A 26,207-nucleotide genomic window follows, 5' to 3' on the forward strand; every position below is an offset into this window, starting at 1 on the left:
CTGCGGCTTGAGCAGGCGCGCGGGACTCCATAAAAGGTAAGGACTTAGCGGAGGACGCGGCATCCATGTTCAAGAAGATTCTGATCGCCAACCGCGGCGAGATCGCCTGTCGTGTCATCAAGACGGCGCGCAGGATGGGTATCGCCACCGTGGCGGTCTATTCGGATGCCGATCGTGATGCCGTCCATGTCGAGATGGCGGACGAGGCGGTGCATATCGGACCGGCGCCTGCCGCGCAGAGCTATCTGATCGCCGACAGGATCATCGAAGCGTGCAGGGCAACCGGCGCCGAAGCCGTGCACCCCGGTTACGGCTTCCTGTCCGAGCGTGCGTCTTTCTGCGAAGCTCTGGAAGCGCAGGGCATCATCTTCATCGGCCCAAAACCCAAGGCAATCAATGCTATGGGCGACAAGATCGAATCGAAGAAGTTCGCCAATGCCGCCAAGGTCTCGACGGTGCCCGGGTTCCTGGGCGTCATCGAAAACGCGGACCACGCCGAACGCATCGCCGGCGAAATCGGTTATCCGGTGATGATCAAGGCCTCCGCCGGCGGCGGCGGCAAGGGCATGCGCATTGCCTGGACCCAGGAAGAGGTCCGTGACGGCTATGACCGCGCACGCTCGGAAGCCAGGAGTTCCTTCGGTGACGACCGCGTCTTCATCGAGAAATTCGTCGTCGACCCACGCCATATCGAGATTCAGGTCCTTGCAGACGGACACGGCAATGCCGTCTATCTCGGCGAGCGCGAGTGCTCGATCCAGCGCCGCAATCAGAAGGTCGTCGAGGAGGCGCCATCGCCTTTCCTTGACGAGAAAACCAGAAAGGCCATGGGCGAGCAGGCAGTGGCGCTGGCCAAGGCGGTCGACTATCAGAGCGCCGGTACGGTCGAGTTCATCGTAGACAAGGACAAAAACTTCTATTTCCTTGAAATGAATACACGATTGCAGGTTGAGCATCCGGTGACCGAGTTGATCACCGGCATTGATCTGGTCGAGCAGATGATCCGCGTAGCGGCCGGAGAAAAACTGGCCTTCGGCCAGAGGGATATAAAGCTGAACGGGTGGGCGGTTGAAAGCCGGCTCTATGCCGAGGATCCCTACCGCAACTTCCTGCCGTCGATCGGCCGGCTGACACGCTACCAGCCTCCGGAGGAAGGCAGTTTCAGCGACATCGTCGTGCGCAACGACACCGGTGTCACCGAAGGCTCCGAAATCTCGATGTTCTACGATCCGATGATCGCCAAGCTCTGCACCTGGGCACCGACACGCATCGAGGCGATCGATGCCATGTCGGAAGCCCTGGATGAGTTCGTGGTCGATGGCATCGAGCACAATCTTCCGTTCCTTTCGGCATTGATGCAGCACCCACGCTGGCGAGAAGGGCGGTTGTCCACGGGGTTCATTGCCGAAGAATATCCAGATGGCTTCGAATCGATTGCGCCCAGCGCCGAAGACAAGGCGGTGCTGGCTGCGATCGCGACGGCGGTCGAATTGCTGCGCCGGGACCGGCTCGATCGCCTCGGCGGTCGGCTGGCACCGCACTCCGGTGCGCTCAAGCGCGACTGGGTGGTGAAACTCGGGCAGGACTACCTGTCGGCCACCGTGCTTGAAGGCATGATTTCCATTCCGATGGAACTCGACCTGTCGATTGAAGGCGGCAAGGCGCTTACCGTGACATCGGACTGGCGGCCAGGTGAACCGGTTTGGCGCGGTACGGTGGGCAAGCAGAGCGTTGCTGCACAGCTGCGGCCATTGCCGAACGGCAGCCGCATCGCCTGGAAAGGCATGTCAGTGGCGGCGCAGGCCATGTTGCCACAGACCGCGGCACTGGAGCGGTTGATGCCGGTGAAGCTGCCGCCAGATACGTCGAAGCTGCTGTTGTGCCCAATGCCTGGGCTTGTCGTTTCCATTTCCGTTGCCGAAGGGCAAGAAGTGAAGGCCGGCGAGACGCTGGCGGTGGTGGAGGCCATGAAGATGGAAAACGTGTTGCGCGCGGAGCGCGACCTGACCATTGCCAAGTTGAATGCCAAGCCAGGCGACAGCCTCGCTGTCGATGCGGTCATCATGGAATTCGCATAAAGCAATTCCGGCAAAAGTGCCCAGCGATTGGGCGCGCGCAATCGCGCAATACCAAGGAATCTGGGAGCTGCCGGGCTTCCGGGAAATCGGAAACGCTTCAGGCAGGATTGACCCAGCGGGCGCTTGGGAAGCCCGCTGGGTCGCGTCAGACAGCCAACTGGTCCGCTCGCTGGTCAGTCACGACGTAAACACAGGCCCGGCAGGCATCGCCGCCACGCTGCGCATACCAGCGGCAGCTGCCGCGAATGGCGCAACGCGGCAGACCGGCCGCAGGATCGATGGCCTGGTCGGTCATGCCAACCAGGACTTTCTCGATGACGCCGCAGGAATTGCCGGTCCATTGGCGGCATTGTCCTTCCACACAGTGACCGGCAAATCGAAACCTCGCCTCGGGTGGACCCGCCTTGCTGGCTCGGCTTATGAAATCCGCGTCGATTTCCAAGCGGGTGGGAATCGGCTGAACGACGCCGTTCGAGCCGACGACACCGATAAGCAGCGCTCCAGGTTCGGCTGGTGCGCTGGGGCAGGACTTCTGCGCAATTGCAGAAATCCGGTGGTCGGCGATTTGATGCTTGGTTCTAGCCGGCATCGGCATGGCTTCAGCGGATGCGCCCGCTGATTTCCTTTTCCAGGGCCGGGATCTGGCGCTGGTCCAGATGCAGGATCAGCCCCAGCCATTCCTTCGGGAAACGCAGCGCGAGTTCAGGCTGTGTTTGCGTCTCGGCAAGACCGGCAAGGACCGCCTGCTGGATGTTGCGGGCGATCTTTTCATCCATGCCCTTGGCAAGCTTGACGCCCGACAGGTCGACGACAAAACGGTTGCTCATGGTGATCTCTCCTCCGTGAGGTATTCTCACGGAGCGATCGTGGCGAGATCGCCTCTGGAATGCTGTGAAGCACTTCACATAGGACTGGTATGGGCGCCAGCATACCCCAGTCTTTTCTGTGGTCGAGGTGATGATCGGGAGTATGGATGTGGCGGGGCCTCGATGGGCTGACTAGATTGGCGGGAAGCAGCCTTAGATTCGTCGGCCAGATCGAGTTGAGCAGTGACAAACGACGTCAGAATACGCGATCCTCTCAAACGCGAGGCAATGGTCCCCAAGAGGGAAGAGATTCCCGCGCGTCCATTCATCCATCTGCGGGTTCATTCGGCCTATTCGTTGCTGGAAGGCGCCCTGCAGCTCGGACCGATCGTTGGGCACGCCATCAAGGATCAGGCTCCGGCCATCGCGGTCACCGACACCAACAATCTGTTCGGGGCTTTGGAATTCGCCCAGAAGGCGGTGAAGGATGGCATCCAGCCGATCATGGGCAGCCAGATCGACCTGGCATTTTCCGGCGAGAGCAACGACGGACAACGCGACCGTCGCAAACAGGGACCCGACCTGCGCCCTGTGGTGTTCATCGCGGCAAATGAAGTCGGCTACGCCAATCTGGTCCGGCTGATCAGCCGGGCTTATCTGGAAACGCCATCAGGCGAGCCGGTGCATGTCACCACCGATATGGTGGCGGAAGTCGCTGAGGGTGTCATCTGTTTGACCGGTGGGCCGCGCGGCCCGATAGGCGCAGCCTTGCGCGACGACCGCAAGGACCTGGCCGAGGCGCGCCTGCTGACCCTCAAGGCGCTGTTCGGCGATCGGCTCTATGTCGAGCTGGAACGCGTGGCTGGCTATGATCGCGGCATCGAACACGCCGCTGTGGAGCTGGCTTACCGCCACGAGTTGCCGCTGGTGGCGACGAATGAAGCGTTTTTCTCTTCGCGTGACGATTTCGAAGCGCACGATGCCTTGATCGCCATCGCCGAAGGTTCGGTGATCGCGGCCGACGAGCGCCGCCGGCTTACGCCGGACAATTATCTGAAGAGCCAGGCGGAGATGGCGCGGTTGTTCGCGGACCTGCCGGAAGCAATCGACAACACGATCGAGATTGCGCAACGCTGCTCCTATTATCCGAAGAACCGCAAACCCATCCTGCCGCGCTTCGCCGGCGCGGACGTAGCCGACGCCGAAGCCGCCGAAATGGCCGAGGCAGAGGAACTGGCAAGGCAGGCTCGTGATGGCCTCGCCAGGCGTTTCGCCGAGCGCGGTCTGTTTGGAGGCTTTACGGAGGAGCAGTATCGCGAACGGCTGGAGTTCGAGATCGGCATCATCCAGCGCATGAAGTTTCCCGGCTATTTCCTGATCGTGTCGGACTTCATCAAATGGGCGAAACAGCATGACATTCCCGTCGGACCGGGTCGCGGTTCGGGCGCCGGCTCGCTGGTCGCCTATGCACTCCTCATCACCGACGTCGATCCGTTGCAATTCTCGCTGCTGTTCGAGCGCTTCCTCAATCCCGATCGCGTTTCGATGCCCGACTTCGACATCGACTTCTGCCAGGATCGCCGCGAAGAGGTGATCCGCTACGTGCAGGGCAAATACGGCCGCGACCAGGTCGGACAGATCATCACCTTTGGTACGCTGCAGGCTCGCGCCGTCCTGCGCGACGTCGGTCGCGTGCTGCAGATGCCCTATGGCCAGGTCGACCGGCTGTGCAAGATGGTGCCGCAGAACCCGGCCAATCCTGTGAAGCTGGCGGACGCTATCGCCAACGAACCGCGCTTTGCCGAGGAGGCGGAAAAAGAGCCGATCGTCAACACGCTGCTCGAGATGGCGCAGAAGCTCGAAGGGCTTTATCGCCACGCCTCGACGCACGCCGCCGGCATCGTCATCGGCGATCGTCCGTTGTCGGAACTGGTTCCAATGTACCGCGATCCGCGCTCTGACATGCCGGTCACGCAGTTCAACATGAAGAAGGTTGAGGATGCCGGACTGGTGAAGTTCGACTTCCTTGGCCTGAAGACGCTGACGGTGCTGGAAAAGGCGGTGAAGCTGATCCGCCGCCGTGGCATCGACATCGATCTCGCCACGATCCCGATCGACGACCAGCAGACCTATGCCATGCTTTCGCGCGGCGAGGTGGTCGGCGTGTTCCAGGTTGAAAGTGCCGGCATGCGCAAGGCGCTGATCGGCATGCGTCCCGACCGCATCGAGGACATCATCGCGCTGGTGGCGCTCTATCGCCCCGGTCCGATGGAGAACATCCCGACCTACAACGCACGCAAGCACGGCGAAGAGGAGATCGCGTCGATCCATCCCAAGATCGACCATCTGGTCAAGGAGACGCAAGGCGTCATCGTCTACCAGGAACAGGTGATGCAGATCGCGCAGGAGCTTGCCGGCTACACGCTCGGCCAGGCCGATCTGTTGCGCCGCGCCATGGGCAAGAAGATCCGCGCCGAAATGGACAAGCAGCGCGATATCTTCGTTGCAGGTGCCGTCGAGCGCGGTGTCGCCAAGCAGCAGGCCGACTTCATTTTTGACCTGCTGGCAAAGTTCGCCGACTACGGCTTCAACAAATCGCACGCCGCTGCCTACGCCATCGTCTCCTACCAGACCGCGTATCTCAAGGCGCATTATCCGGTGGAATTCCTGGCAGCGTCGATGACACTCGACATGTCGAATACCGACAAGCTGGCAGATTTCCGCCAGGATGCCATGCGGCTGGGCATCGAGGTGGTGGCGCCTTCGGTGTTGAGCAGCTTCCGTGATTTCGAGGTGGGCGAGAACAGGATCTTCTACTCACTCGCGGCGCTGAAGGGCGTCGGCGATGCCGCTGTCGAGCACATCGTCGAAAAGCGCCGGGACGGGCCTTTCAAGAACCTCGCCGATTTCTGCGAACGCATCGATCCCAAGATCGTCGGCAAGCGTGTCTTCGAAAGCCTGATCATGGCCGGCGCGCTCGACTGTTTCGGACATGATCGTGCCCAGATGATCGCCGGCGTTGAACGAATGATGGGGCTGGCGGCGCTCGCGCAGCAGAACGCCACTTCAGGTCAGGCCGACATCTTCGGTGCCTCGCTGGGCGCACAGTCCCAGGCGCTCAACCTGCCGGTGACCGAACCGTGGCTGGCTGCTGATCGCCTGCATCGCGAATTCCAGGTGGTAGGCTTCTACCTGTCGGCGCACCCGCTGGATGAATACAAGGCCGCGCTCCAGAAGATGCGCGTGCAGAACTGGGCGGAGTTCTCTGCCGCCGTGAAGCGTGGCGCCTCTGCGGGCCGGCTGGCAGGAACGGTGACGGCCAAGCAGGAGCGCAAGACGCGCACCGGCAACAAGATGGGCGTCGTCAATTTCTCCGACATGACCGGCCAGTACGAGGCCGTGATGTTTTCGGAAACTCTCGCGCAATATCGGGATATGCTGGAGGCCGGTAAATCCGTCGTCATCACTGTGGCGGCCGAAGACAGGCCTGAAGGTGTGAATCTGCGCATTCAGACGGTGCAGTCGCTGGAGGACGAGGCGAGCCGCATCCAGAAGGCGCTACGCATCTTCCTGCGCGATGCCAGCCCGCTCAATACGTTGGCTAGTCAGCTTTCGGTGAAGGGTGAGGGGCAGGTCTCCTTCGTGCTGATCAAGGATGGCGGACAAGGCGAAATCGAAATCGAACTGCCCACCCGTTACCGCATCTCGCCTCAGATCGCTTCTGCCATGCGGGCCGTGCCCGGCGTCATCGAAGTCGAACTGGTCTAGGTGCCTGCAAGCCGCTTGGAAAATGCTGGACGGGCGGCGTGGCTGACGCTACCCGATAGCAATGGCAGCTGAAGCGAAGCCCGACATCACCAACGGCTCTTCCGTGGCGAGACTGCGAGACCGCTTGCGCCGGCTTTATCATGGCCGCTCGCCGGAAGCCGTCCGCTTCCAGGCGATGGTGGTCCTGATCGATCTCCTCGTCATCGCTTTTTTTATCGCCACGCCGCTGCTGCAGAACACGGCATCCTTCCTGTGGCTGGATTATACCGTGGCTGTCATCGTCGCTGCCGATCTGCTGGCGCGACTGCTTGCTTCGACAGATATGCTGCGCCTGATGCGGCAGCCGACGAGCTGGGTCGACGTCTTTGTCCTGCTCACCTTGTTGTTTCCGACAGCGCTCGCCAATCTCAGCTTCCTGCGCATCCTGCGACTTTGGTCGCTGTCGCGCAGTGGCGTTCTGTGGCGGCATTTTGGTTCGGGCCGATTCCTGGCGTGGCGTGAGACCACGCAGGCGGTCATCAACCTGCTGACCTTCCTGTTCGTGATCACAGGCTTCGTCTATACGTTCTTCTTCCGGCAAGGTTCCGGTCTTGTCGGTTATGTCGACGCGCTCTACTTCACCGTCGCAACGGTGACGACAACAGGATTCGGCGATATCGTGCTGCCCGGCGTTGCCGGCAAGCTCACGGCCATCGTCACCATGATCACCGGCATCTCGCTGTTCGTGCGCTTGGCCCAGGCCGTGTTCCGCCCCGCCAAGGTGCTGTTTCCATGCCCGCAATGCGGCTTGCAGCGCCATGAACCCGATGCCGTGCATTGCAAGGCTTGCGGTCACATCCTTAACATTCCGGATGAGGGCGACAGATAACGTCGACACAAAACTGAAACAGACCGCGTCGAAAAGCGACGCAAGGATTCGCGTGATTCGAGGGGAAGAACGAATGCCGATCCGCCTTTGCATGACCGCCGCGCTGGCAACCTTGCTTCTCGTGCAACCGACACGCGCCGCCGAACCGGGCTTCTTTGCCTCGATGGCTGGCAAGTGGAGCGGCAATGGCAGTTTCCGTGTCAACACCAAGGCGCCGGCGGTCAGTGTTTCCTGTTCCTTCGCCGCCAAGGCAAGCAGCGCCACACTTGCACTCGATGGCAATTGCCAGGGCATGGTGCTCATCTCACGCAGCATTGGCGTGCGGCTGAAAGCCGAGGGACAGCGCTATGGAGGCACTTACATCGGCTCGAGGACCGGACCTGCTGCGTTATCCGGCCGACGGCGAGGAGATGTGCTCAATCTCGGGATCCGCTGGGCCAAGCCGGTGAACGGCGACCGCGACGCCGAGATGCGTGTCGAGAAACTTGGTCAGAATGCCATGCGCATTGTCACCATCGACAAGGATGCGACGACCGGCAAGTCGGTGATCACCGCCCAGGTAGACCTGAAGCGTAACTGACTTTGGAGTGTTCCGTTTTCCCGGGACGCGGACGCTCTAATTTTTGCTTCGACGCAATTGCGAACGGAAAACCGCTACACACTTTTCCTGGAATTCCTCCCGGTCAGTCTGCCGTCGCCGCAGCCAGTTTTGCAGAACGACGCGGCAGGTTGAGCAGATTGCCCATCAGGATGAGTGCTGCGCCACCAGCTGTAAAGACGTCGATCTGCTCCTTGTAGAGCAGCCATCCGATCAGCGCCGACAACGGCACACGCAGGAAATCCATCGGGGAGATCAAGGTAGCGTCCGCGTAGGTCAGTGCGCGCGCCATGCAGAAATGCGAGGACATGCCGGTAAAGCCGATGACAAACAGCCAAGGCCAGAGTTCGAGCGGCGGGTTGCGCCATTCGATGAAAGCGGGGATCAGTCCCAGCACCGATTGCACCACCAGCATCCAGAAGATGATGCGCACAACGCTGTCGGTGCGGGTGAGCGCCTTGACCATCACCACCGAGGCGCCGAAGCACATCGCTGCACCCAGGACGATCAGGTGGCCCGTTTCAATCGAACCGGCACTTGGCCGCACGATGATGATGACACCGATCAGGCCGAGCACGATCGAGACAATGCGAAACCTGTTCAGTCTTTCGCCAAGAAAAAGCACTGCCAGCAGCGCGGTCCAGATCGGCGTGGTGAATTCGATGGAAACCAGCACGCCCAGCGGAATCAGCGTCAAGGCATAGAGCCAGGCACCCTGGCCGACATAGTGGACCATGTTGCGTGCGATATGCAGCGGCAGCCGCCGCGACGCCATGGCAGCAAAGCCGCCTCGTGCCATCACCAGCGGCAGCAGGATGAACCAGCCGATGACCGAGCGCAGTTCCAGAACCTGGAAGACACTGAGCACGCTGGTCGTCATGCGCCCTGCAACCGACATCAGCAGGAAGGACGCGATCGACAACGCCATCCAGAATGCGGCTTTTGGGATCGATGGAGCGGGTGCCATGATCTCGTGTCTGGCAGAACGATAGCCATGCCACAATCACTAGCCGCGCCTTTCTCATGAGCCAACGGACCGGAGGTCCTGGCGATTTCAGATGCGCTCCCAGGGATGCTGGACTTCGGGGCCTTCATCCTCGTCCGGACGGGCAGGGCGGCCGCGATGACCCTTGCCGAAAGTGTAGCCGGTCTCCACGGCCTTGCGGCCGAATTTGTCGCGCAAAGCGTCGATGGCGTTTTCTGCCATGGCGCGCTTGCGTGACTGCACGTCGACCAGATCCGGCGGATCGGCCTTTTCGTCGTCCGAGAGATCGCTGACGCCGATGCCAAGCAGCCGGTATCTGGTGCCGTCGGTTTCTCGGCGCAACAGGTCGAGCCCAGTCGAGAAGATGCGGTCGGCGAGCCGGGTCGGGTCGCCAAGCTGGCGATTGCGGGTGCGGATCTTGAAGTCGTGGCTCTTGAGCTTGAGCACGATCGTGCGGCCCGCAATGCCGGCTTTCTTCAGACGTGCCGATACTTTTTCGGAGAGCGCGCGCAGCACCGGCACGAGGTCATCCATCGTGGCAATGTCTGTCTCGAATGTTGTCTCGGCAGAGACACTCTTTGCGTCTTGATCAGGCTCGACACGGCGATCGTCCTGGCCGCGCGACAGACGATAGAGCCGATCGCCCATGACGCCGTAGCGGCCCATCAGGTCGCCGCGTTCCAGCTTCTGCAACTGTGAGATCATGCGGATCCCGTCGCGCGCCAGAACCTCGGCGAATGCCTTGCCGACACCCCAGATCATCGTCACCGGCTGCTCGGCCAGGAAGGATACGGCCTCTTCCCTGCCGATCACCGCAAAGCCACGAGGCTTGCGGAAATCAGAAGCGATCTTTGCCAGGAACTTGCAATAGGACAGGCCGGCCGAAACGGTAATTCCGATTTCTTTTTCGACCGCCTGCGAGAAGCGCGCCAACACCATGGCAGGTGGCAGGCCATGCAGCTTCTCGGTGCCGGCAAGGTCGAGGAAGGCTTCGTCGATGGAGATCGGCTCGACCTGCGGGGTCAGAGCGAGCATCATGGCGCGGACCTCGCGTCCAACGCGCACATATTTCTCCATGTCCGGCTTGATGACGACCGCTTCCGGGCAGGCCTCGAGTGCCTTGAACATCGGCATCGCCGAGCGTACGCCCTGGATGCGGGCGATGTAGCAGGCCGTCGACACGACGCCGCGTTTGCCGCCGCCGATGATCACCGGCTTGTCGCGCAAAGCCGGATTATCGCGTTTTTCAACGGCAGCGTAGAAAGCGTCGCAGTCAATATGCGCGATGTGCAGCCGGTGGAGTTCCGGATGACGAACGATGCGAGGGCTGCCGCAACGTTCGCACCGCGTCATTCTTCCGCGCTGGAGCGTCAGGCAGTCTCGACAGAAACCGTGCTCGGGATCGTTGACAGGTGTCGCCATCGCTGCGAACATAAAGAGAACAAGTGCAAATTAGTCTACACGGCCGGGCCATGCAAGGCGACCGGAAGGACAGGTCATGAACATCGAAATCCACGCCTTGACGCCAGATTTCTGGCCTCAGTTCGAAGATCTGTTCGGCAAGCAGGGTGCTTGTTATGGCTGCTGGTGCACGCATTTCAGGTTACCGCCGGCCGTGCGCCGGGCAAGCAACCGGCAGAGCAACAAGGATCACATAAGGGAACGCATCGAGGCCGGACCGCCGCCCGGATTGCTGGCAATGGAAGATGGCACTGCGCAAGGGTGGATGCAGATCGGGCCACGCGTCGACGTACCCGAGTGGAACAACAAGGGGCGGGGATCCGCACCGGTCGACCCATCGGACGCGGAAGACCCCGGCGTTTGGGCGATTTCATGCTTTTTCATCCGCGTGAAAGCGCGTGGGCAAGGGCTGACGCACCGGCTCGTTTCGGGTGGGATAGACTTCGCCCGCAAAAACGGTGCACGGCAGATCGAGGCCTGTCCGATCGATCTCTCGCGCGATTCGCGCTCGCTTGGCCTCTTCGTCGGCTCATCCCGGGTCTTCGAGCAGGCCGGCTTCAAGCGACTTGTCGAGCGCAAGGCGGGACGCCCATTGATGCGGCTGGTCCTTTAGCTTGTACCAATGCGAGGTTCATGATCCGCGGTTCCGCCTGTTTCGAAGCACTTCCAATTGGTGCGGACTGTCATGTCTCCTTGTGGTTGTGGCGGTAATTTCCTACGAAGAGGCTGAGTAAGGCGGGTTTTTCCGTTGCCTGAATAAGAGTGGAGACAAATACGTGCGCCGCATATTGACGACTGTTTCAGCCTTGGCGATCTGCGCCCCGGCTTTTGGCCAGGGCATCGATAGCCAGGGCGCAGCCCAGGTCCAGAAGGATATCGCCCGCTATTTCGGCAACCAGGCTTTCGAGAAGGGCGTGATCAAGGTCGAGCCGAAGGACGATGCCTATCAACTCACCATCGATTTCAAGGCATTGGTGAATGCGTTTCCCAAGCAGGATTTCGTCAAATTCGACGTGCCGTCCTATGTACTTGCCGTGAAGCCGCGCTCTGACGGCAACTGGGATGTATCAAGCGCCCTGCCGGCCAAGGCAACGTTCGAGGTGAAAACTCCGGAAGGACAGCAGAGTACCGAGATCGAGATCAAGGACGGCAAATTCTCCGGTCTTTATGATCCCGCCCTGGCAGCATTCACCAGCATGACGTCGTCGATGGCCGGCATGACCATGGCGTCAAAGGATCCGAAGTCGAGTTTGCAGGCCAGCGCCGGTGCAGCCACGATGACAGGAACCGGCGCAAAGGCCGCGGATGGTGGTGTCGATTTCGCGATGAACCAGACCGTGGCTGATTTCAGCGAAACGGTCACGATCGATGATCCCGAAAGCGGTTTGAAGGTGCCGCTCACCTTCCATTCGCCAAGCTTCGCGGTGGACGCGACTGCCAAGGGGCTGCGCAGCCGCGCGATGCTGGATCTTGCTGCCTTCGGTGTCGCCAATCAGGACGAAGCGAAGGTCAAGGCCAATCAGGCCGAGTTGAAGACCTTGCTTCTCGCTGCGTTGCCTGTCTGGCAGCGCTTCGATGGCGCCTATAATTTCAAGGATTTCAAAGTCGGTACGCCGGTCGGCGAATTCGGCATGACCGAATTGGTCGCAAAATTCGGCGCCGATGGTGTCAGCCAGAACGGCAAGTTGAGCTACGGCCTCAAGGCCAGCGGCCTCAGCGTTCCTGCAGTCGCCGCCCAGATGCTGCCGGCTTGGAGTGTCTCGTTGTTGCCGACTGACGTCGAACTCAACTTCGGCGGCGCCAATCTTGATCTGGACACCATGGCCAGGAAGGCGATCGACACGTTCGACCTGAACAAGGAGCCGTCATTGCCGGCCGATTTCGGCGACAAGATCGGCGCGGAGTTCCTGGCCAAATCACCGAAGGTGCTGATCGAGCCAAGCATCATCAAGAACAAGGACACCGAGGTTGCCTTCAAGGGTGAGGTTCGCTTCCCGTTCGACAAGCCGGATCCGACCAAGAAGCCGGATGTGGATATGACGGTTACAGTGTCGGGTTACGACAAAATCGTCGAAACGCTGCAGGAAGCGGCCAAGACGACGCCGGACGCCACCAATGCGGTTGCAGCGGCGTTGGCAATCAAGGGATTTGCCAAGACGTTGCCGGACGGTCGCATTGAATGGGTGCTGAACGGCAAATCGGATGGCAGCGTCGTGGTCAATGGCGTTACCGTCAAGGGCCCCGATCCGCTCGTCGATCCTGCCGAAGACAGCGGTGACGATGCTACTCTGGAGGAAGGCACTGACCCGGCTCCGGATGCCACGGAGCCTGCGGAAGAAGGAGCCGGCGAGGAGCAGGCACCTCAGCAGTAGATCGAGAGCCGGCCGACCACATTAAAAAGCCCCGCTGGACTCCAGCGGGGCTTTTTTCTTCGCGACGATCTTTTCCAAATGCCTAGTCTAAAGGCCTAGCGCTCGCGCAATTTTCGGTGCGGCTTCATGCCAGTCCTGTACCACGATCAGATCATCGGGCAATGGCGGCAGGAAAGCACGCAACGAGTTGTCCGCCATCAGATGAAACAGATGCGCGTCGGTGACCGAACCTCGCGCCGAAATCAGGTTGTTGGGCTGGTCATCGACAAAGGCGACCGGACGTCCTTTGTCGCCGCGCAGCTTTGCCACGGCCGGCCCTTTGGCCATCTCGGTGGTTAGCAGTGGATAGCGAAGCCCAAGCTGATCAAGATGCGCGCGCCGGGCCGAGCGATGCTTGTGCGGCATTGCCGTCAGAAGTACGATTTCGGCCTTGTCCTCCAGCGCACGCAGCGTATCGGCTGCGCCTTCAGCCAGATATTGCCACTCTGCCTGGCCGGCGAAAAAATCGTCGAGCAGCGTATGCACTTCATGCTGTTCCGCTACCCGCCCGGTGGCCTTCTCCGCGACATTGCCGGTCAGGCGGAACGAGGCGAAGGTCAGGTCATAGCCGCGAACTTCCAGAAACCGCGGAAACGGCCGGATGAATTCAAGGATCACATCGTCGACATCGAGTACCAGAAGCGGCCGGTCGTCGCTCGCAAGCTCCGCGATCTGGCGGGCGGTTTCGGGATCATCACTCATGTCGAACGCTCATAGTCGTCTTGGTTGCCGAGGGGCAGGGCGCGCAGCGCCTTGCTCACCGATGCCGGTGGTGTTCCGGTTTCTTCGCAGAAGCGCATCAAGGTCGGCTCATGCGCCAGAACAAACTGCAGCACGCCAGCCAGAAAACCGGGTTCGCTGGCGGCACGCCGGACGGAACTGGCTTCTATGCCGGTGATCGCCAGGAAACGCGGCAGGAGTTCGGCGTCGCCGGCAACAAAAGCCAGCGCATTGATGGCCAGGGCCTCAGCCTGTTCGCGCATTGACGCTGCGTCTGCCATCGCTACCTTTGATTCCAGCAATGATGATGAGTCTGTGCCTGGAAGTAGTCACAAGCACTGCCGAGGGCAAGGCTTGTGTCGCGTTGTTGTTGTTTTGTTGCAGGCAAGCCGATCGGATTTCGGACCACCGGTTTGCGTTTCGTCAATCATCTCGCGTTAAAGTTAAACCGGGTTTGGGCGCTCTTTGCATGGAGCGCGATGCGACGGTTTCCTTGCGGGAGCGCCGTCGGAGCGGGAAATTATGCCGAAGAAGGTAATGATCGTCGAAGACAACGAGCTTAACATGAAGCTCTTTCGCGACCTCATCGAGGCCAGCGGCTACGAAACCGTGCGCACCCGCAACGGACTGGAGGCGCTGGATCTGGCGCGCAAGCACCGGCCCGACCTGATCCTGATGGACATCCAATTGCCCGAGGTTTCAGGGCTCGAAGTGACCAAATGGCTGAAGGAAGACGATGAATTGCATGTCATTCCGGTCATTGCCGTCACTGCCTTTGCCATGAAAGGGGATGAGGAGCGCATCCGTCAGGGCGGCTGTGAAGCCTACATTTCCAAGCCGATCTCGGTGCCACGCTTCATCGAGACTGTGAAATCCTATCTGGGTGACGCCTGATGGTTGCCCGATGTTTATCCGGAGCCGCATGAGATGACAGCCCGTATCCTTGTCGTCGATGACGTGCCGGCCAATGTGAAGCTGCTCGAAGTTCGGCTGCTGGCCGAATATTTCGAAGTGCTGACGGCGACGAGTGGCCCGGATGCGATCGAAACCTGCGAGAACGGCAAGGTCGACGTCGTTCTGCTCGACGTAATGATGCCGGATATGGACGGGTTCGAGGTTTGCCGCCGGCTGAAAAGCGATCCAGCCACTTCGCACATTCCTGTTGTGATGGTTACCGCGCTGGACCAGATCACCGACCGGGTGCGCGGGCTCGAGGCTGGTGCGGATGATTTCCTGACCAAGCCTGTCAATGATCTGCAGCTGATGACGCGCGTGAAGAGCCTCGTTCGTCTGAAGATGTTGACCGACGAATTGCGTTTGCGCGCCTCCACCACCCGCAACATAGGCATCGAGGAATTGCTGAGCCGTAATCTGGCCGACGAGGAATCGCAGCCGAAGGTGCTCTTGATCGACGAGCGCCAAAGCTCGACGGAACGCATTCAGAAGGTGTTGCGGGGCAAGGCAATGCTGGATGCGGCCAAGGATCCGCATGCCGGTTTCTTCCAGGCCGCCGAAAGCCCATATGAATGTATCCTGATTTCGACGGATTTCACTGATTTCGATCCTTTGCGGCTCTGCTCGCAGCTTCGTTCGCTCGATCGCACGCGCTTCGTGCCGATCATGCTGCTGGCGGACCAGGGCGAGGAGGACCGTGTCATTCGTGGACTGGAACTCGGTATCAATGACTATCTTACCCGGCCGATCGATCCGCATGAGTTGACCGCGCGGTTGCGCACGCAGGTCCGCCGCAAGCGTTACAATGATCAATTGCGGGCCTCGGTGACCCAGACGATCGAGATGGCGGTGACGGATGGTCTGACCGGCCTGCATAATCGGCGCTATCTCGACAGCCATCTGCAGACACTCTTCGACCGGGCCGTCGCGCGCCGCCGGCCTTTGTCGATGATGATCACCGACCTCGATCGTTTCAAAGCGATCAACGATACCTATGGTCATGACGGCGGCGACGATGTGCTGCGCGAATTCGCGCATCGCTTGCGCAAGAACGTGCGCGGCATCGATCTCGCCTGTCGCTTCGGCGGCGAGGAGTTCGTGGTCGTGATGCCGGATACCGAAGGTGCCGTCGCTGAAAAGGTGGCCGAGCGCATACGCGCTGAAATCGCCCGCTTGCCCTTTGCGATCGGGCGTGAGGGCAAAACCGCCGAAGTTACCATCAGCGTCGGCGTTTCGGCCTTGCTCAAAGGCTCCGACACAGTGGAAGATCTGATCAAGAGGGCGGATGTCGCGCTCTATGAAGCCAAGAACAGCGGCCGCAATCGGGTGGTGGCAAAGGCTGCCTAGCCTGCTGCTTCTGCTGGTTACGCTAGTCGTTTACCTTAACCAGCGCGAATCTCCGATGCGTGGTTAAGAAAGTATTGCTTTTCATCAGCGCTTGCGCAAATGTGCAGCCGCTAACGGGGAACTGTTCGGTGCGGGGGCGAAACCGGCATGTTCCATTGATACCCCATGATGCTCAGGTCCGCCGCATCTCCTGGGTCCGTGGGGTCGGCCGGCCGGCGTTGGCATATAGTGGCCTCCTCGTACCGCTGCCATCCGCCGACCGGCCCCCTTATTCCTCATAGCCATACAGCCGACATGCCCTGGAGCCAACGCTCCGGGGCAGAGTGGGCGCTTGTCTTGCATGCCGGCGCAAACAAAAACGCCGCCCCAGGGGCGGCGCTTCGGCGTGCCAATGAGAACCAGATTACTTGATCTTGGTTTCCTTGAACTCGACGTGCTTCTTGGCGATCGGGTCGTACTTGCGGAACGACAGCTTGTCGGTCTTCGTGCGGCTGTTCTTGCTCGTCACATAGAAGAAGCCGGTATCGGCGGTCGACAGAAGCTTGATCTTGATGTTAGCGGCTTTGGCCATGGTGTTCGTCCGTTAATTGTCTTGGAGTTCGAGCCGCTGGAACACGGGGAAAACACCCGGACGCGGAAAACTTGCCGGACACATAAAGAATGCTTCCGGAAAGTCAAGTCCGCGCGGCATTGCAGCCCGTCGTGATCGCCTCGCCGATGGTCGTCAGCTCGTATGGGCAACCAGACGGTTTATGGTTTCGGGGAAGAAATCCCGAGCCGACCAGCGCTTGCCGAACATCATGTCATATTGCAGGTAGCGATAGTCGCGGATCAGTGGCTCGATCTGCTTTTGTCTGGCCCAGTCGATGGTTGCTTCGCTGTCGGTGGCCAGCAGCACGTTACGGTCGATGGCACTGTATTGCCTGCTCACTTCGCCGAGGAAGCCTGTGTAATAGGGGTGCGTGATGCCCGCGGCCTTGAGCAGGTGATAAGGCAGGAACGCAGGGCTGACCGAGCCGATATCCTTGGCAAGACCCGTACGGTTCGACCAGACGACCAGCGGTGTTTCACGGTGGAGCTTCATTTGATCGGGCGCTTCCCTGCGCGGCGCGACATTGTCCTTGAGGAAGCCCGTTTCGACGTAGACCGGGCCCAGTGGCGGCAGGTGATCGCCGAAGAAGACGATTACGGTCGCACGGTCACGTTTTTCTGCCCAGTCGATCAGGCGTTTCAGGTTGCGGTCGGCATCAGCTGCGCCTTCCGCATAGGACAGAAGTGAATCCTTTGCCCACTGGCTGATCGGCGCCTCAACCGTGTGGGAAGCATCTGCGTAGCGATTGGGTTCATAGGGGCCGTGATTCTGAAGGCTTACGGCGAAATAGAAGAATGGTTCCTCCGCAGCATCGGCGGTGGAAATGAGCTGGTCGGTCATCGCCTCGTCGGAAGCGAGCGGTCCGCGTTTTTCCAAAGGCGCGGTCTCTTCCGACTGGAAATCGTCGAAGCCGAAATCGGCGTAAACCGCGGTGCGATTCCAGAACCAGTTCGTGCCCGGATGGAATGCCCTGGCGGAATAGCCCTCGCTCTTGAGGAAGGTGGCGAGTGAAGGCACCGGAGCGCGCACATATTGCTGATAGGGAATTGACCCAGCCGGCAGGAAGGCGTTGGAAAATCCGGTCAGTGCCTCGAACTCGACATTGGCGGTCATGCCGCCGAACTCTGGCGACAGCATCGACCCGGAACGGAGCTGACGTACAGCACCCAGCGGATCTGGCTTGATCGACACGCCTGGCAGAATGGTGGGATCCCAGAAGGATTCGCTCATCACCATGATGATGTCCGGCTTGTCTTCCGGGACTGTCGTGGTCGCCTCAGGCCGCGTGATGGTCGCGATTGCCTTGTCTGAATAACCCGCGGGTGCGCCGACATGTGCCATCGGCACGTTGAGTGCGAAGGCGAGCGCGAAACCGTTGGAATTGTAGTTTTCCTTCTGGTCCCACATCATGGGGATGATCTGCAGGCGGTCCCGCGTCCATGAAAAGGTCGCGTAGTCCATGATGGAGACGAAGAAGGCGAGGAGTGGGATTGCGACGGCAAGGCGCGCGAGACGCGCCCTGTAGCGCAGGGTCGGTGCACGACGACGCCACATGCGCCACAACATCACCACCGAAGCCAGCGTTCCGGCAATGCCGGTCGCCAGCGCTACACCGGTCCATGGCCGTTCCTTTACCAGCAGAGGCATCAATTCGATGATCTGGCGCACGTAAAGAAAATCTGTCGGATAGAGTGGATCGCCGAGGTAGCGCGATTTTTGATGGCCGACGAAGGCGAGCGCCAGGGTCAAAGGTGCGAAGATCATCAGGCTTTGATGATTGCGGCCGAGCAACGCGTCGATGCCAATCAGGATAAGCGTGAACAGGATGACCGTTGTCCAGCCGGGCTTCGACGGCTGAAGAAAGAAACCGAACGTGCTGGCGAGATCACCTCGAAAGATCAGCTCGATGGCGAACACCAGCACGGCTGACGCAACCAATGTCATCATGCAATAGCGCACGGCACGCCTTTTCTCACCCGGTTCCAAGCCGGGTATGGCGGTGTCATGTCTATGCTCTGGCGCGTTCATGCCGCTCCCTGACCATCCCTTCGCCAACTTACAAGTCCCCCGACTGCAAAAGCGTCACGTAACTGTCACTCAAATGTCACAAAAAGCTAGCGCCTGTGGCGAAATTTAGAAGAGCCAGCAAACGAATCGTGTTCGATTTTCATCATGATTGATCGTCGCCTGGCCTTCCCAAGCACTGTTGGCCACAGCAGGCGAAGGCTGCATCGGGCTTGACTTGTCGCCCGGCCTTGCGCACAGGGCAGGCGAGATCAAGCAATTGGAGCTCGTTATGGCGGTCGCGTTTACCTTTCCGGGGCAGGGCAGCCAGTCGGTCGGCATGGGCAAGGATCTGGCAGACGCTTTTCCTGAAGCCCGTCGCGTGTTCGAAGAAGTAGACGAAGCGCTCGGGGAGAAGCTGTCCGCTCTGATCTGGAATGGACCAGAAGAGACGCTGACGCTGACGGCAAACGCGCAGCCAGCGCTGATGGCGGTGTCGTTGGCTGCTGTCAAAGCACTCGAAGCGCGTGGCTTTTCCTTGAAGGAAAAGGTCGCCTATGTCGCGGGCCATTCGCTGGGCGAGTATTCGGCACTTGCCGCCGCGGGTTTCGTCTCGGTGGCCGATGCGGCAAGGCTCCTGCGCATTCGCGGCAATGCCATGCAGTCGGCTGTGCCGGTCGGGGAAGGTGCGATGGCGGCGATCATCGGCCTTGAGCAGCCCGACGTCGAAGCCGCCTGTGCCGAAGCTGCCAAGGGATCCGTCTGCCAGGTTGCCAACGACAACGGTGGTGGGCAACTGGTGATATCGGGCGCCAAGGCCGCTGTCGAACTCGCAGCCAGGCTCTGCACGGAAAAGGGCGCCAAGCGAGCGCTGATGCTGCAAGTGTCGGCGCCGTTCCATTCGGCGCTGATGGCGCCGGCGGCGGAAGCGATGCGCGAAGCCCTGGCCAATGTCGCCAGGAAAGCGCCGGCTGTTCCGGTGATTTCGAATGTCTCGGTTTCGCCAACTCAGGATCCCGATGCGATCGCGGCTCGGCTGGTCGAGCAGGTGACTGGCCGTGTGCGCTGGCGCGAGACGGTGGAGTGGTTCGCTGCCAATGGCGTGACCACGCTCTATGAAGTCGGTGCCGGCAAGGTACTTTCCGGCCTGGCGCGTCGAATCAACCGTGACATCGCTGTGACTTCGGTGGGAAATCCTGCCGATGTCGATGCAGCCATTGCCGCACTGGCCTGAGCAACCTGATGACCCCATCCATGCGATGGGTGTGCTTGAAAGGGACAAGACATGTTTGATCTGACAGGCCGCAAGGCGCTCGTCACCGGAGCTTCGGGTGGCATCGGCGAATCCATCGCCAGGATACTTCACGCGCAGGGTGCGACGGTCGGCCTGCATGGCACGCGTGTGGAAAAGCTGGAAGCACTCGCCGGCGAACTTGGCGATCGCGTTAAGCTCTTCCCGGCGAACCTGTCCGACCGCGACGAGGTCAAGGCGCTGGGCCAGAAGGCGGAGGCTGATCTCGAGGGCGTCGATATCCTGGTCAACAACGCAGGCATCACCAAGGATGGTCTGTTCGTGCGTATGTCGGATGCCGACTGGGACAGTGTGATCGAAGTCAATCTGACTGCCGTCTTCCGCCTGACGCGGGAATTGACGCATCCGATGATGCGCCGCCGCTACGGCCGCATCATCAACATCACCTCCGTCGTCGGCGTCACCGGCAATCCGGGGCAGGCCAATTATTGTGCCTCCAAGGCCGGCATGATCGGTTTTTCCAAATCGCTGGCGCAAGAGATCGCCACACGCAACGTTACCGTCAATTGCGTTGCTCCAGGTTTCATCGAATCGGCCATGACCGACAAGCTGAATGACAAGCAGAAAGAAGCGATCATGGCCGCAATTCCCGCCAAGCGCATGGGAACGGGTGCCGAGGTCGCATCGGCGGTCGCCTATCTTGCTTCGGAGGAAGCATCCTACGTGACGGGCCAGACCATTCACGTCAACGGCGGCATGGCGATGATCTAACTCGCGGCCGCGAGTTGTCGCGGCTTTGGAAAAACGATGCTCGCGCCTTGGATGCTGGGCCGTTTTCGTGTAATGCGGCCCGCAACCCGGCGGTTCGGGCAATAGCCGGCCTTGTTTATTGTGTTTAAGCCCGGCCTATCTTTCAGCTTGATTAGCGGCATTGTGCCCGCTAACGAAGACAGATCATAGAACGAAGGATGCCAACATGAGTGACACCGCAGAGCGCGTCAAAAAGATCGTTATCGAGCATCTGGGCGTCGATGCCGACAAAGTGACGGAGCAGGCCTCCTTCATCGACGATCTCGGCGCGGACAGCCTCGACACGGTTGAGCTTGTCATGGCGTTCGAGGAAGAGTTCGGCGTAGAAATCCCGGACGACGCGGCAGAGACCATCCTCACGGTCGGCGACGCCGTGAAGTACATCGACAAGGCCTCGGCCTGATTTTTCCGGCATAGGTCTTCGGGAAAGGCTTGGAATGAGGCGCGTCGTCGTTACGGGCCTCGGCCTGCTGTCGCCATATGGCGTTGGGGTCGAGCACGGTTGGCGGGAACTGCTGAGCGGCCGTAGTGCCGCCAAGCGTGTCACCGAATTTGAAGTCGAAGACCTTGCCTGCAAGATCGCGCATGTTATCCCGCGCGGCAATGGCGAGAACGGCACCTTCAATCCGGAGGCCGTTCTCGAACCCAAGGAATTGCGCAAGATCGGCGAGTTCATCCTGTACGGGATCGCGGCCGCTGACGAAGCGCTGAAGGATTCGGGCTGGCAACCGAAAACCCACGAAGAGCAATGCGCGACCGGCGTGATGATCGGTTCGGGCATTGGTGGGATCGAAGGCATCGCCGAAAACGCCCTTATTCTGCAGGAAAAGGGGCCTCGCCGCATCAGCCCCTTCTTCATCCCCGGACAGATCATCAACCTCGTCTCCGGTCAGGTATCCATCCGACATGGTCTGAAGGGTCCGAACCACGCAGTGGTCACCGCCTGCTCGACCGGCGCTCATGCGATCGGCGATGCCGCACGGCTCATCCAGTTCGGCGACGCCGATGTGATGGTGGCCGGCGGTGCCGAAGCCCCTGTAACGCGCCTGTCGCTGGCCGGTTTTGCAGCCTGCCGCGCACTCTCCACCGAACGCAACGACACGCCTGAAAAAGCTTCACGTCCCTATGATCGCGACCGCGACGGTTTCGTCATGGGCGAGGGCGCTGGTGTGGTGGTTCTGGAAGAGTTGGAACACGCCAAGGCGCGTGGTGCCAAGATTTATGCAGAAGTCACCGGCTATGGCCTGACTGGCGATGCACATCACATCACTGCGCCGGCCGAGGATGGCGACGGCGCTTTCCGCTGCATGTCGGCTGCGTTGAAACGCTCGAAGCTGACGGCGGCGGATATCGACTACATCAATGCGCACGGCACTTCGACCATGGCTGACACGATCGAACTCGGCGCCGTTGAACGCCTGGTCGGAAACGCCGCCTCGAAGGTTTCGATGTCGTCCACCAAATCGTCGATCGGCCACCTGCTCGGCGCTGCTGGTGCTGCAGAAGCGATCTTTTCGATCCTCGCCATCCGCGACAACATCGCGCCGGCCACAATCAATCTGGACAATCCAGAGCGCGAGACCGCTATCGATCTCGTGCCAAACACGCCGCGCAAGCGGCAGATTGATGTTGCGCTGTCCAATTCCTTCGGCTTCGGCGGCACCAACGCATCGCTGGTCTTCCAGCGCTATAACGGCTGATTGACCGGCTTTCGCCGATCTACCGACAGCCTTTGGGACGGGCATATCCGTCATTTTTGCCATATTCCCCGCTACTGTCGGGGGATTCGTCGATGGGACATACGGTAGGGCGCCATGAACACTGCTCCGACGAACAACGAGGATGTCAGCCAGGCCGCCGCGCAGACCACGCCGATCATCCCCAAGACTGCGAGTGAGGCGCTCCGTCCGGAAGTGGGCACGCCGCCCCCCGCCAAGCGGTCACGTGCATCGCGCAGCCAGATCATCGTCTTCATGAACTTCCTCGTCTCCTGCGTCATGCTGGCGGTGATTGCCGCCGGCGGCGCGGTCTATTTCGGCAGGCAGGAGTTCTTCGGCCTGGGACCGTCGGCCAACGGCGACACTTTCCTCGTCAAGCCGAACAGCGGTGTGCAGGACATTGCCGATCAGCTGGAGCGGCGGGGCCTGATCAGTGACGCGCGCATCTTCCGCCTGGGCGTGCGTGCCTATGGCAACGACCAGGCGCTCAAGGCTGGCGAATATCAGATCAAACCGCGCGCCTCGATGCGCGAGATCATGGACCTTTTGAAGAGCGGCAAGTCGGTGATGTACTCGCTGACCATCCCCGAGGGGCTAACGGTCCAACAGGCGTTCCAGCGTGTCGCCGCCGAGGAGGCGCTGACCGGCGACATGCCGGCCACCCTGCCTCCGGAAGGCAGCCTTGCCACCGACACGTTGCGGTTCACGCGCGGTGCCACGCGTCAGCAGATGGTGGACAAGCTTCTGGCCGATCAGAAGGAACTGGTCGAGGAGATCTGGAAGCGTCGTTCGACGGATCTGCCATTGGCCAATGTCGAGGAATTCGTCACGCTTGCCTCCATTGTCGAGAAGGAAACTGGCCGCAGCGACGAGCGTTCTCGGGTGGCGGCCGTGTTCCTGAACCGTCTGGGCAAGGGTATGCGGTTGCAGTCCGATCCGACCATTATCTATGGTCTCTTCGGTGGCAAGGGCAAGCCCGGCGATCGGCCGATCTACCAGTCGGACATCGACAAGCAGACCCCTTACAACACCTACCAGATCAATGGTCTGCCGCCGACGCCGATCGCCAATCCAGGGCGTGCGTCGCTTGAAGCCGTGGCCAATCCGTCGAAGACCAAAGACCTGTACTTCGTTGCCGATGGCAATGGCGGGCATGTGTTTGCCGAAACTCTTGACGACCACAACGAGAACGTGGCGCGCTACCGCGCTTTGATGAAAAAGCAGGCCGAAGAAGCGGCCAAGGCTGGAACCGCCACGCAGCCCGCAAACAATGGTGGTGCGACCGGGACAAACACGGTCCAATAAGGGCGCTTTTGGGGGCGTGGGGATATGAATCTGCAGAGCATGACCGGCTTCGCGCGGGCGGCCGCTGATTATCAGGGCACAGCCATCGCTTGGGAGGTGAAGTCCGTCAACGGCAAAAGTGTCGAGACGAGACTACGGCTGCCGCCTGGCTATGATCGGCTTGAACAGGTCGTTCGTCAGGCGGTGCAGAAACGCTTTGCGCGCGGAAATTTCCAGGCGACGTTGACCGTGGGACGAACGAGCAGCCAGGCGGTGCAGCCGGTCGTCAATGAAGCTTTTCTGAAGGATGTCGCCGGCCTCGCGAAACGGCTGCAGGAGCAGTTTGGTGCTGCGCCGGCTACGGCTGATGGGTTGCTGGCCCTGCGTGGCGTGCTGGAAGTGCCCGAGACGATCGAGACCGAGGAGATACGGGCGGCGTTTGACGCAGCGATCGGACGGGTGCTCGAGGAGGCCCTCGACGGTCTCGTGATGGCGCGGCAGAGCGAGGGTGAAGCGCTACGCGCGCTGCTTTCCGGTCAACTTGATGCAATCGAAACGCTGACACTTCGTGCGGAAGCGGATTCATCGCGCCAACCGGCGGCGATCCGTGAGCGGATCGCCGAGCAGGTTCGGCTTTTGATGGATACCGGTGCCGGTCTGGATGAAACCAGGCTTCACATGGAGGCTGCGTTTCTTGCTACAAAAGCCGATATCCGCGAGGAGATTGACCGGCTGAAGACTCATGTGGCCTCGGGAAGGGCGCTGCTTTCCGCTGGCGGTTCCATCGGTCGCAAGCTCGACTTTCTGGCGCAGGAATTCAATCGCGAATCGAATACTTTATGTTCGAAGTCGAACGCAGCCGCAGTTACCGCAATAGGGTTGGAACTGAAGGCCGTCGTCGACCAATTTCGCGAACAGGTCCAGAATCTGGAGTAACAGATGGCCGTCAAGGACACCGGTTCCCGCATCCGCCGTCGGGGCCTGATGCTCGTGCTGTCGTCGCCCTCGGGTGCCGGCAAGTCGACGATTGCGCGAAATCTGATTGAAAGTGACCAAGGCTTCGAGCTCTCGGTCTCCGTGACCACGCGTCCACGTCGCGGCAGCGAAATCGACGGCATTCACTACCATTTCAGACCGCGTCGCGAGTTCGAGCTGCTGCGTGACAATGACGAGCTGCTCGAATGGGCGGAAGTGCACGGGAACTTTTATGCGACCCCGCGTGAAGCCGCTGAGCGGGCGATGGCCGAAGGGCGCGACATGCTCTTCGACATAGACTGGCAGGGAGCGAAACAGCTGAAGGAGAAGATGCGGGGCGACATCGTCTCCATCTTTATCCTGCCACCTTCAATGAAGGAGCTGAAGGCGCGATTGAAGCGCCGCGCGGAAGATCAGGAACAGGTCATCGAAACGCGCTTGAAAAATGCGCGTACCGAGATCGAGCACTGGACGGAATATGATTTCGTCATCGTCAATGACGATCTTGACCGCGCCTTCACGGAAGTGCGCGCCATTGTTGCCGCTGAGCGCCTGCGACGCGACCGTCGGCCCGGACTGTTCGATTTCGTATCAGGTCTTCTGGACGAGGCGGTCTGAGGGATTTCGGCTGCCGATGTAAATCGAGGCAGTTCTCGACTCAGCGAAGCCTTGTTATGCTTTTGCATGGCACTGGCCCGCGCCTCCGCCCTCCATTCGGGAAGCATTGTTCATGCGGGGCCAATTCTCATCGAACCAACTGTTCGAGCATCGCGCATAAGGAGGGATTGCGAAACCAGCTCGCAATAGGAGGTTTTTCAATGAAGCTCTCTGTCCCGGCCTATCAATTGAAGCGACAGGCCAAGCGGCTGTCGCGCGAGGAGAACATCCCTCTTCATGCCGCGCTTGACCGTACCGCAGCCAAAGAGGGATTTGTGAGCTGGAGTTTGCTGGCGTCCAAACGTCAGGAAGTGCCTGCTGCCGCCAGGCTGCTCGCTTCGTTGCAGCCTGGTGATCTGCTTCTGGTCGGCGCGCGTCCAAGGCAGGGCAAGACACTCTTCAGCCTCGAATTGGCGATCGAAGCGATGAAGATCGGACGTCGCAGCGCATTTTTCTCGCTCGAATACACCCAGAAGGATATACTCGGCCGCTTTCATGCTCTTGGCGTTGAACCAGTCCAGTTCGCCAACCGGTTCGAGTTCGATGGTTCTGATGCAATCGATGCTGGTTACATGATAACCGCACTCGAAGCGGCGCCCAGGGGCACGCTTGTGGTGGTCGACTACCTGCAATTGCTTGATCAGAAGCGCCAGAGTCCGGATCTGGTCGATCAGATCCGTGAGCTGAGATCGTTCGCTCGCGACAAGGGGCTTATCTTTGTCTTCATCTCCCAGATCGACCGCTCCTACGACCCTGCGAACAAGCCGTTCCCGAACCTTGGCGACGTTCGCCTGCCAAACCCTTTGGACCTCAGCCTGTTCGACAGGGCATGTTTCCTGAATGACGGAGATGTCCAGTTCACTGCATGAGCTGGAGTTCGCAGAAGGGCCGACTTTGAGTGTGCCAGCGCCGTCGGTGG

At 60.3% G+C, this 26,207-nt stretch carries 24 protein-coding genes; 16 read left to right on the top strand and 8 right to left on the bottom strand.

Going from position 1 to position 26,207, the window contains the following annotated elements; all coding sequences use genetic code 11:
* Positions 1–65 precede the first annotated feature (65 nt).
* Entirely contained in the window at positions 66–2,078 is a 2,013-nt protein-coding gene (locus ACFWYE_RS02795) for an acetyl-CoA carboxylase biotin carboxylase subunit (protein ID WP_379109440.1), read from the top strand.
* 145 nt (positions 2,079–2,223) lie between these two features.
* On the opposite strand, the gene ACFWYE_RS02800 is transcribed toward ACFWYE_RS02795, so the two are convergent.
* On the bottom strand, positions 2,224–2,673 hold the full coding sequence (locus tag ACFWYE_RS02800; RefSeq protein ID WP_379109442.1) for a hypothetical protein: 450 nt from the start codon (positions 2,671–2,673) through the stop codon (positions 2,224–2,226).
* Between the two features lie 4 nt (positions 2,674–2,677).
* Complete coding sequence (locus ACFWYE_RS02805; protein WP_379070596.1) at positions 2,678–2,905, bottom strand: hypothetical protein; 228 nt, start codon at positions 2,903–2,905, stop codon at positions 2,678–2,680.
* Positions 2,906–3,172: 267 nt separating this feature from the next.
* Here ACFWYE_RS02805 and dnaE point away from each other — a divergent pair, with 267 nt between their 5' ends.
* The 3 genes from dnaE (at position 3,173) to ACFWYE_RS02820 (ending at position 8,100) form a co-directional block, all read left to right on the top strand.
* Positions 3,173–6,652, top strand: a complete 3,480-nt coding sequence (gene dnaE, locus ACFWYE_RS02810; RefSeq protein WP_379109444.1) for a DNA polymerase III subunit alpha — start codon at positions 3,173–3,175, stop codon at positions 6,650–6,652.
* A gap of 61 nt (positions 6,653–6,713) precedes the next feature.
* Positions 6,714–7,520 carry a potassium channel family protein gene (locus ACFWYE_RS02815; protein WP_379070601.1) on the top strand — a complete coding sequence of 269 codons (807 nt, stop codon included), beginning with the start codon at positions 6,714–6,716 and terminating at the stop codon, positions 7,518–7,520.
* A 73-nt stretch (positions 7,521–7,593) separates the two neighbouring features.
* The gene (locus ACFWYE_RS02820) at positions 7,594–8,100 is read left to right on the top strand and encodes a hypothetical protein (RefSeq protein ID WP_379070604.1); all 507 of its coding nucleotides are present in this window, start codon (positions 7,594–7,596) and stop codon (positions 8,098–8,100) included.
* 103 nt (positions 8,101–8,203) lie between these two features.
* Here ACFWYE_RS02820 and ACFWYE_RS02825 read toward each other — a convergent pair whose 3' ends face one another.
* Positions 8,204–9,085, bottom strand: coding sequence for a DMT family transporter (locus ACFWYE_RS02825; protein ID WP_379109446.1), 882 nt, complete (start codon positions 9,083–9,085; stop codon positions 8,204–8,206).
* A gap of 87 nt (positions 9,086–9,172) precedes the next feature.
* Positions 9,173–10,537: a DNA polymerase IV gene (locus ACFWYE_RS02830; protein WP_379109448.1), complete on the bottom strand. Its 1,365-nt coding sequence runs from the start codon at positions 10,535–10,537 to the stop codon at positions 9,173–9,175.
* Positions 10,538–10,601: 64 nt separating this feature from the next.
* On the opposite strand from ACFWYE_RS02830, the gene ACFWYE_RS02835 reads away from it, so the two are divergent.
* Both ACFWYE_RS02835 and ACFWYE_RS02840 read left to right on the top strand, forming a co-directional pair.
* Positions 10,602–11,177 (top strand): GNAT family N-acetyltransferase, encoded by a 576-nt coding sequence (locus ACFWYE_RS02835; RefSeq protein WP_379109450.1) that lies wholly within the window; start codon positions 10,602–10,604, stop codon positions 11,175–11,177.
* 163 nt (positions 11,178–11,340) lie between these two features.
* On the top strand, positions 11,341–12,936 hold the full coding sequence (locus tag ACFWYE_RS02840; RefSeq protein WP_379109452.1) for a hypothetical protein: 1,596 nt from the start codon (positions 11,341–11,343) through the stop codon (positions 12,934–12,936).
* 87 nt (positions 12,937–13,023) lie between these two features.
* On the opposite strand, the gene ACFWYE_RS02845 is transcribed toward ACFWYE_RS02840, so the two are convergent.
* Together ACFWYE_RS02845 and ACFWYE_RS02850 are read right to left on the bottom strand one after the other, a co-directional pair.
* The gene (locus ACFWYE_RS02845; RefSeq protein ID WP_379109453.1) at positions 13,024–13,677 is read right to left on the bottom strand and encodes a hypothetical protein; all 654 of its coding nucleotides are present in this window, start codon (positions 13,675–13,677) and stop codon (positions 13,024–13,026) included.
* Positions 13,674–13,976 (bottom strand): DUF3572 domain-containing protein, encoded by a 303-nt coding sequence (locus tag ACFWYE_RS02850; protein ID WP_379070622.1) that lies wholly within the window; start codon positions 13,974–13,976, stop codon positions 13,674–13,676. Before ACFWYE_RS02850 ends, ACFWYE_RS02845 begins: the two co-directional genes overlap by 4 nt.
* Positions 13,977–14,217: 241 nt before the next feature.
* Between ACFWYE_RS02850 and ACFWYE_RS02855 the strand changes: the two genes are divergently transcribed.
* Positions 14,218–14,589, top strand: a complete 372-nt coding sequence (locus tag ACFWYE_RS02855; protein ID WP_024926172.1) for a response regulator — start codon at positions 14,218–14,220, stop codon at positions 14,587–14,589.
* 33 nt (positions 14,590–14,622) lie between these two features.
* On the top strand, positions 14,623–15,996 hold the full coding sequence (locus ACFWYE_RS02860) for a PleD family two-component system response regulator (RefSeq protein ID WP_379070625.1): 1,374 nt from the start codon (positions 14,623–14,625) through the stop codon (positions 15,994–15,996).
* A 403-nt stretch (positions 15,997–16,399) separates the two neighbouring features.
* Here ACFWYE_RS02860 and rpmG read toward each other — a convergent pair whose 3' ends face one another.
* Both rpmG and ACFWYE_RS02870 read right to left on the bottom strand, forming a co-directional pair.
* A complete protein-coding gene (gene rpmG / locus ACFWYE_RS02865; protein WP_040995604.1) occupies positions 16,400–16,567 on the bottom strand; it encodes a 50S ribosomal protein L33 in 168 nt (55 codons plus the stop codon).
* 153 nt (positions 16,568–16,720) lie between these two features.
* Positions 16,721–18,535, bottom strand: coding sequence for an LTA synthase family protein (locus tag ACFWYE_RS02870; protein ID WP_379109455.1), 1,815 nt, complete (start codon positions 18,533–18,535; stop codon positions 16,721–16,723).
* Positions 18,536–18,884: 349 nt separating this feature from the next.
* Between ACFWYE_RS02870 and fabD the strand changes: the two genes are divergently transcribed.
* The 8 genes from fabD to ACFWYE_RS02910 all read left to right on the top strand — a co-directional run bounded on the left by fabD (position 18,885) and on the right by ACFWYE_RS02910 (position 26,157).
* Entirely contained in the window at positions 18,885–19,826 is a 942-nt protein-coding gene (fabD, locus tag ACFWYE_RS02875) for an ACP S-malonyltransferase (RefSeq protein ID WP_379109457.1), read from the top strand.
* Between the two features lie 51 nt (positions 19,827–19,877).
* The gene (gene fabG / locus ACFWYE_RS02880) at positions 19,878–20,615 is read left to right on the top strand and encodes a 3-oxoacyl-[acyl-carrier-protein] reductase (protein ID WP_379070633.1); all 738 of its coding nucleotides are present in this window, start codon (positions 19,878–19,880) and stop codon (positions 20,613–20,615) included.
* Positions 20,616–20,820: 205 nt separating this feature from the next.
* The gene (locus ACFWYE_RS02885; protein WP_006203723.1) at positions 20,821–21,057 is read left to right on the top strand and encodes an acyl carrier protein; all 237 of its coding nucleotides are present in this window, start codon (positions 20,821–20,823) and stop codon (positions 21,055–21,057) included.
* Between the two features lie 34 nt (positions 21,058–21,091).
* Positions 21,092–22,354 (top strand): beta-ketoacyl-ACP synthase II, encoded by a 1,263-nt coding sequence (gene fabF, locus ACFWYE_RS02890; protein WP_379109459.1) that lies wholly within the window; start codon positions 21,092–21,094, stop codon positions 22,352–22,354.
* Between the two features lie 114 nt (positions 22,355–22,468).
* On the top strand, positions 22,469–23,677 hold the full coding sequence (gene mltG, locus ACFWYE_RS02895) for an endolytic transglycosylase MltG (RefSeq protein WP_379109461.1): 1,209 nt from the start codon (positions 22,469–22,471) through the stop codon (positions 23,675–23,677).
* A gap of 24 nt (positions 23,678–23,701) precedes the next feature.
* On the top strand, positions 23,702–24,592 hold the full coding sequence (locus tag ACFWYE_RS02900; RefSeq protein ID WP_379109463.1) for a YicC/YloC family endoribonuclease: 891 nt from the start codon (positions 23,702–23,704) through the stop codon (positions 24,590–24,592).
* A 3-nt stretch (positions 24,593–24,595) separates the two neighbouring features.
* Positions 24,596–25,249, top strand: a complete 654-nt coding sequence (gmk, locus tag ACFWYE_RS02905) for a guanylate kinase (RefSeq protein WP_379070642.1) — start codon at positions 24,596–24,598, stop codon at positions 25,247–25,249.
* 200 nt (positions 25,250–25,449) lie between these two features.
* Entirely contained in the window at positions 25,450–26,157 is a 708-nt protein-coding gene (locus ACFWYE_RS02910; RefSeq protein ID WP_379109465.1) for a DNA helicase, read from the top strand.
* Positions 26,158–26,207 lie beyond the last annotated feature (50 nt).

This window comes from Mesorhizobium sp. NPDC059025 (assembly GCF_042739655.1).
In the GTDB taxonomy this organism is placed as follows: Bacteria; Pseudomonadota; Alphaproteobacteria; order Rhizobiales; family Rhizobiaceae; genus Mesorhizobium.

Coding starts and splice junctions, on each gene's coding strand:
- mltG (WP_379109461.1), top strand. CDS start 22,469: ATGAACACTGCTCCGACGAACAACGAGGATGTCAGCCAGGCCGCCGCG.
- ACFWYE_RS02795 (WP_379109440.1), top strand. CDS start 66: ATGTTCAAGAAGATTCTGATCGCCAACCGCGGCGAGATCGCCTGTCGT.
- ACFWYE_RS02825 (WP_379109446.1), bottom strand. CDS start 9,085: ATGGCACCCGCTCCATCGATCCCAAAAGCCGCATTCTGGATGGCGTTG.
- ACFWYE_RS02815 (WP_379070601.1), top strand. CDS start 6,714: ATGGCAGCTGAAGCGAAGCCCGACATCACCAACGGCTCTTCCGTGGCG.
- ACFWYE_RS02845 (WP_379109453.1), bottom strand. CDS start 13,677: ATGAGTGATGATCCCGAAACCGCCCGCCAGATCGCGGAGCTTGCGAGC.
- fabD (WP_379109457.1), top strand. CDS start 18,885: ATGGCGGTCGCGTTTACCTTTCCGGGGCAGGGCAGCCAGTCGGTCGGC.
- ACFWYE_RS02900 (WP_379109463.1), top strand. CDS start 23,702: ATGAATCTGCAGAGCATGACCGGCTTCGCGCGGGCGGCCGCTGATTAT.
- fabG (WP_379070633.1), top strand. CDS start 19,878: ATGTTTGATCTGACAGGCCGCAAGGCGCTCGTCACCGGAGCTTCGGGT.
- ACFWYE_RS02820 (WP_379070604.1), top strand. CDS start 7,594: ATGCCGATCCGCCTTTGCATGACCGCCGCGCTGGCAACCTTGCTTCTC.
- gmk (WP_379070642.1), top strand. CDS start 24,596: ATGGCCGTCAAGGACACCGGTTCCCGCATCCGCCGTCGGGGCCTGATG.
- dnaE (WP_379109444.1), top strand. CDS start 3,173: ATGGTCCCCAAGAGGGAAGAGATTCCCGCGCGTCCATTCATCCATCTG.
- ACFWYE_RS02885 (WP_006203723.1), top strand. CDS start 20,821: ATGAGTGACACCGCAGAGCGCGTCAAAAAGATCGTTATCGAGCATCTG.
- ACFWYE_RS02835 (WP_379109450.1), top strand. CDS start 10,602: ATGAACATCGAAATCCACGCCTTGACGCCAGATTTCTGGCCTCAGTTC.
- ACFWYE_RS02800 (WP_379109442.1), bottom strand. CDS start 2,673: ATGCCGATGCCGGCTAGAACCAAGCATCAAATCGCCGACCACCGGATT.
- ACFWYE_RS02850 (WP_379070622.1), bottom strand. CDS start 13,976: ATGGCAGACGCAGCGTCAATGCGCGAACAGGCTGAGGCCCTGGCCATC.
- ACFWYE_RS02855 (WP_024926172.1), top strand. CDS start 14,218: ATGCCGAAGAAGGTAATGATCGTCGAAGACAACGAGCTTAACATGAAG.
- ACFWYE_RS02830 (WP_379109448.1), bottom strand. CDS start 10,537: ATGTTCGCAGCGATGGCGACACCTGTCAACGATCCCGAGCACGGTTTC.
- ACFWYE_RS02805 (WP_379070596.1), bottom strand. CDS start 2,905: ATGAGCAACCGTTTTGTCGTCGACCTGTCGGGCGTCAAGCTTGCCAAG.
- rpmG (WP_040995604.1), bottom strand. CDS start 16,567: ATGGCCAAAGCCGCTAACATCAAGATCAAGCTTCTGTCGACCGCCGAT.
- ACFWYE_RS02870 (WP_379109455.1), bottom strand. CDS start 18,535: ATGATGACATTGGTTGCGTCAGCCGTGCTGGTGTTCGCCATCGAGCTG.
- ACFWYE_RS02860 (WP_379070625.1), top strand. CDS start 14,623: ATGACAGCCCGTATCCTTGTCGTCGATGACGTGCCGGCCAATGTGAAG.
- ACFWYE_RS02910 (WP_379109465.1), top strand. CDS start 25,450: ATGAAGCTCTCTGTCCCGGCCTATCAATTGAAGCGACAGGCCAAGCGG.
- fabF (WP_379109459.1), top strand. CDS start 21,092: ATGAGGCGCGTCGTCGTTACGGGCCTCGGCCTGCTGTCGCCATATGGC.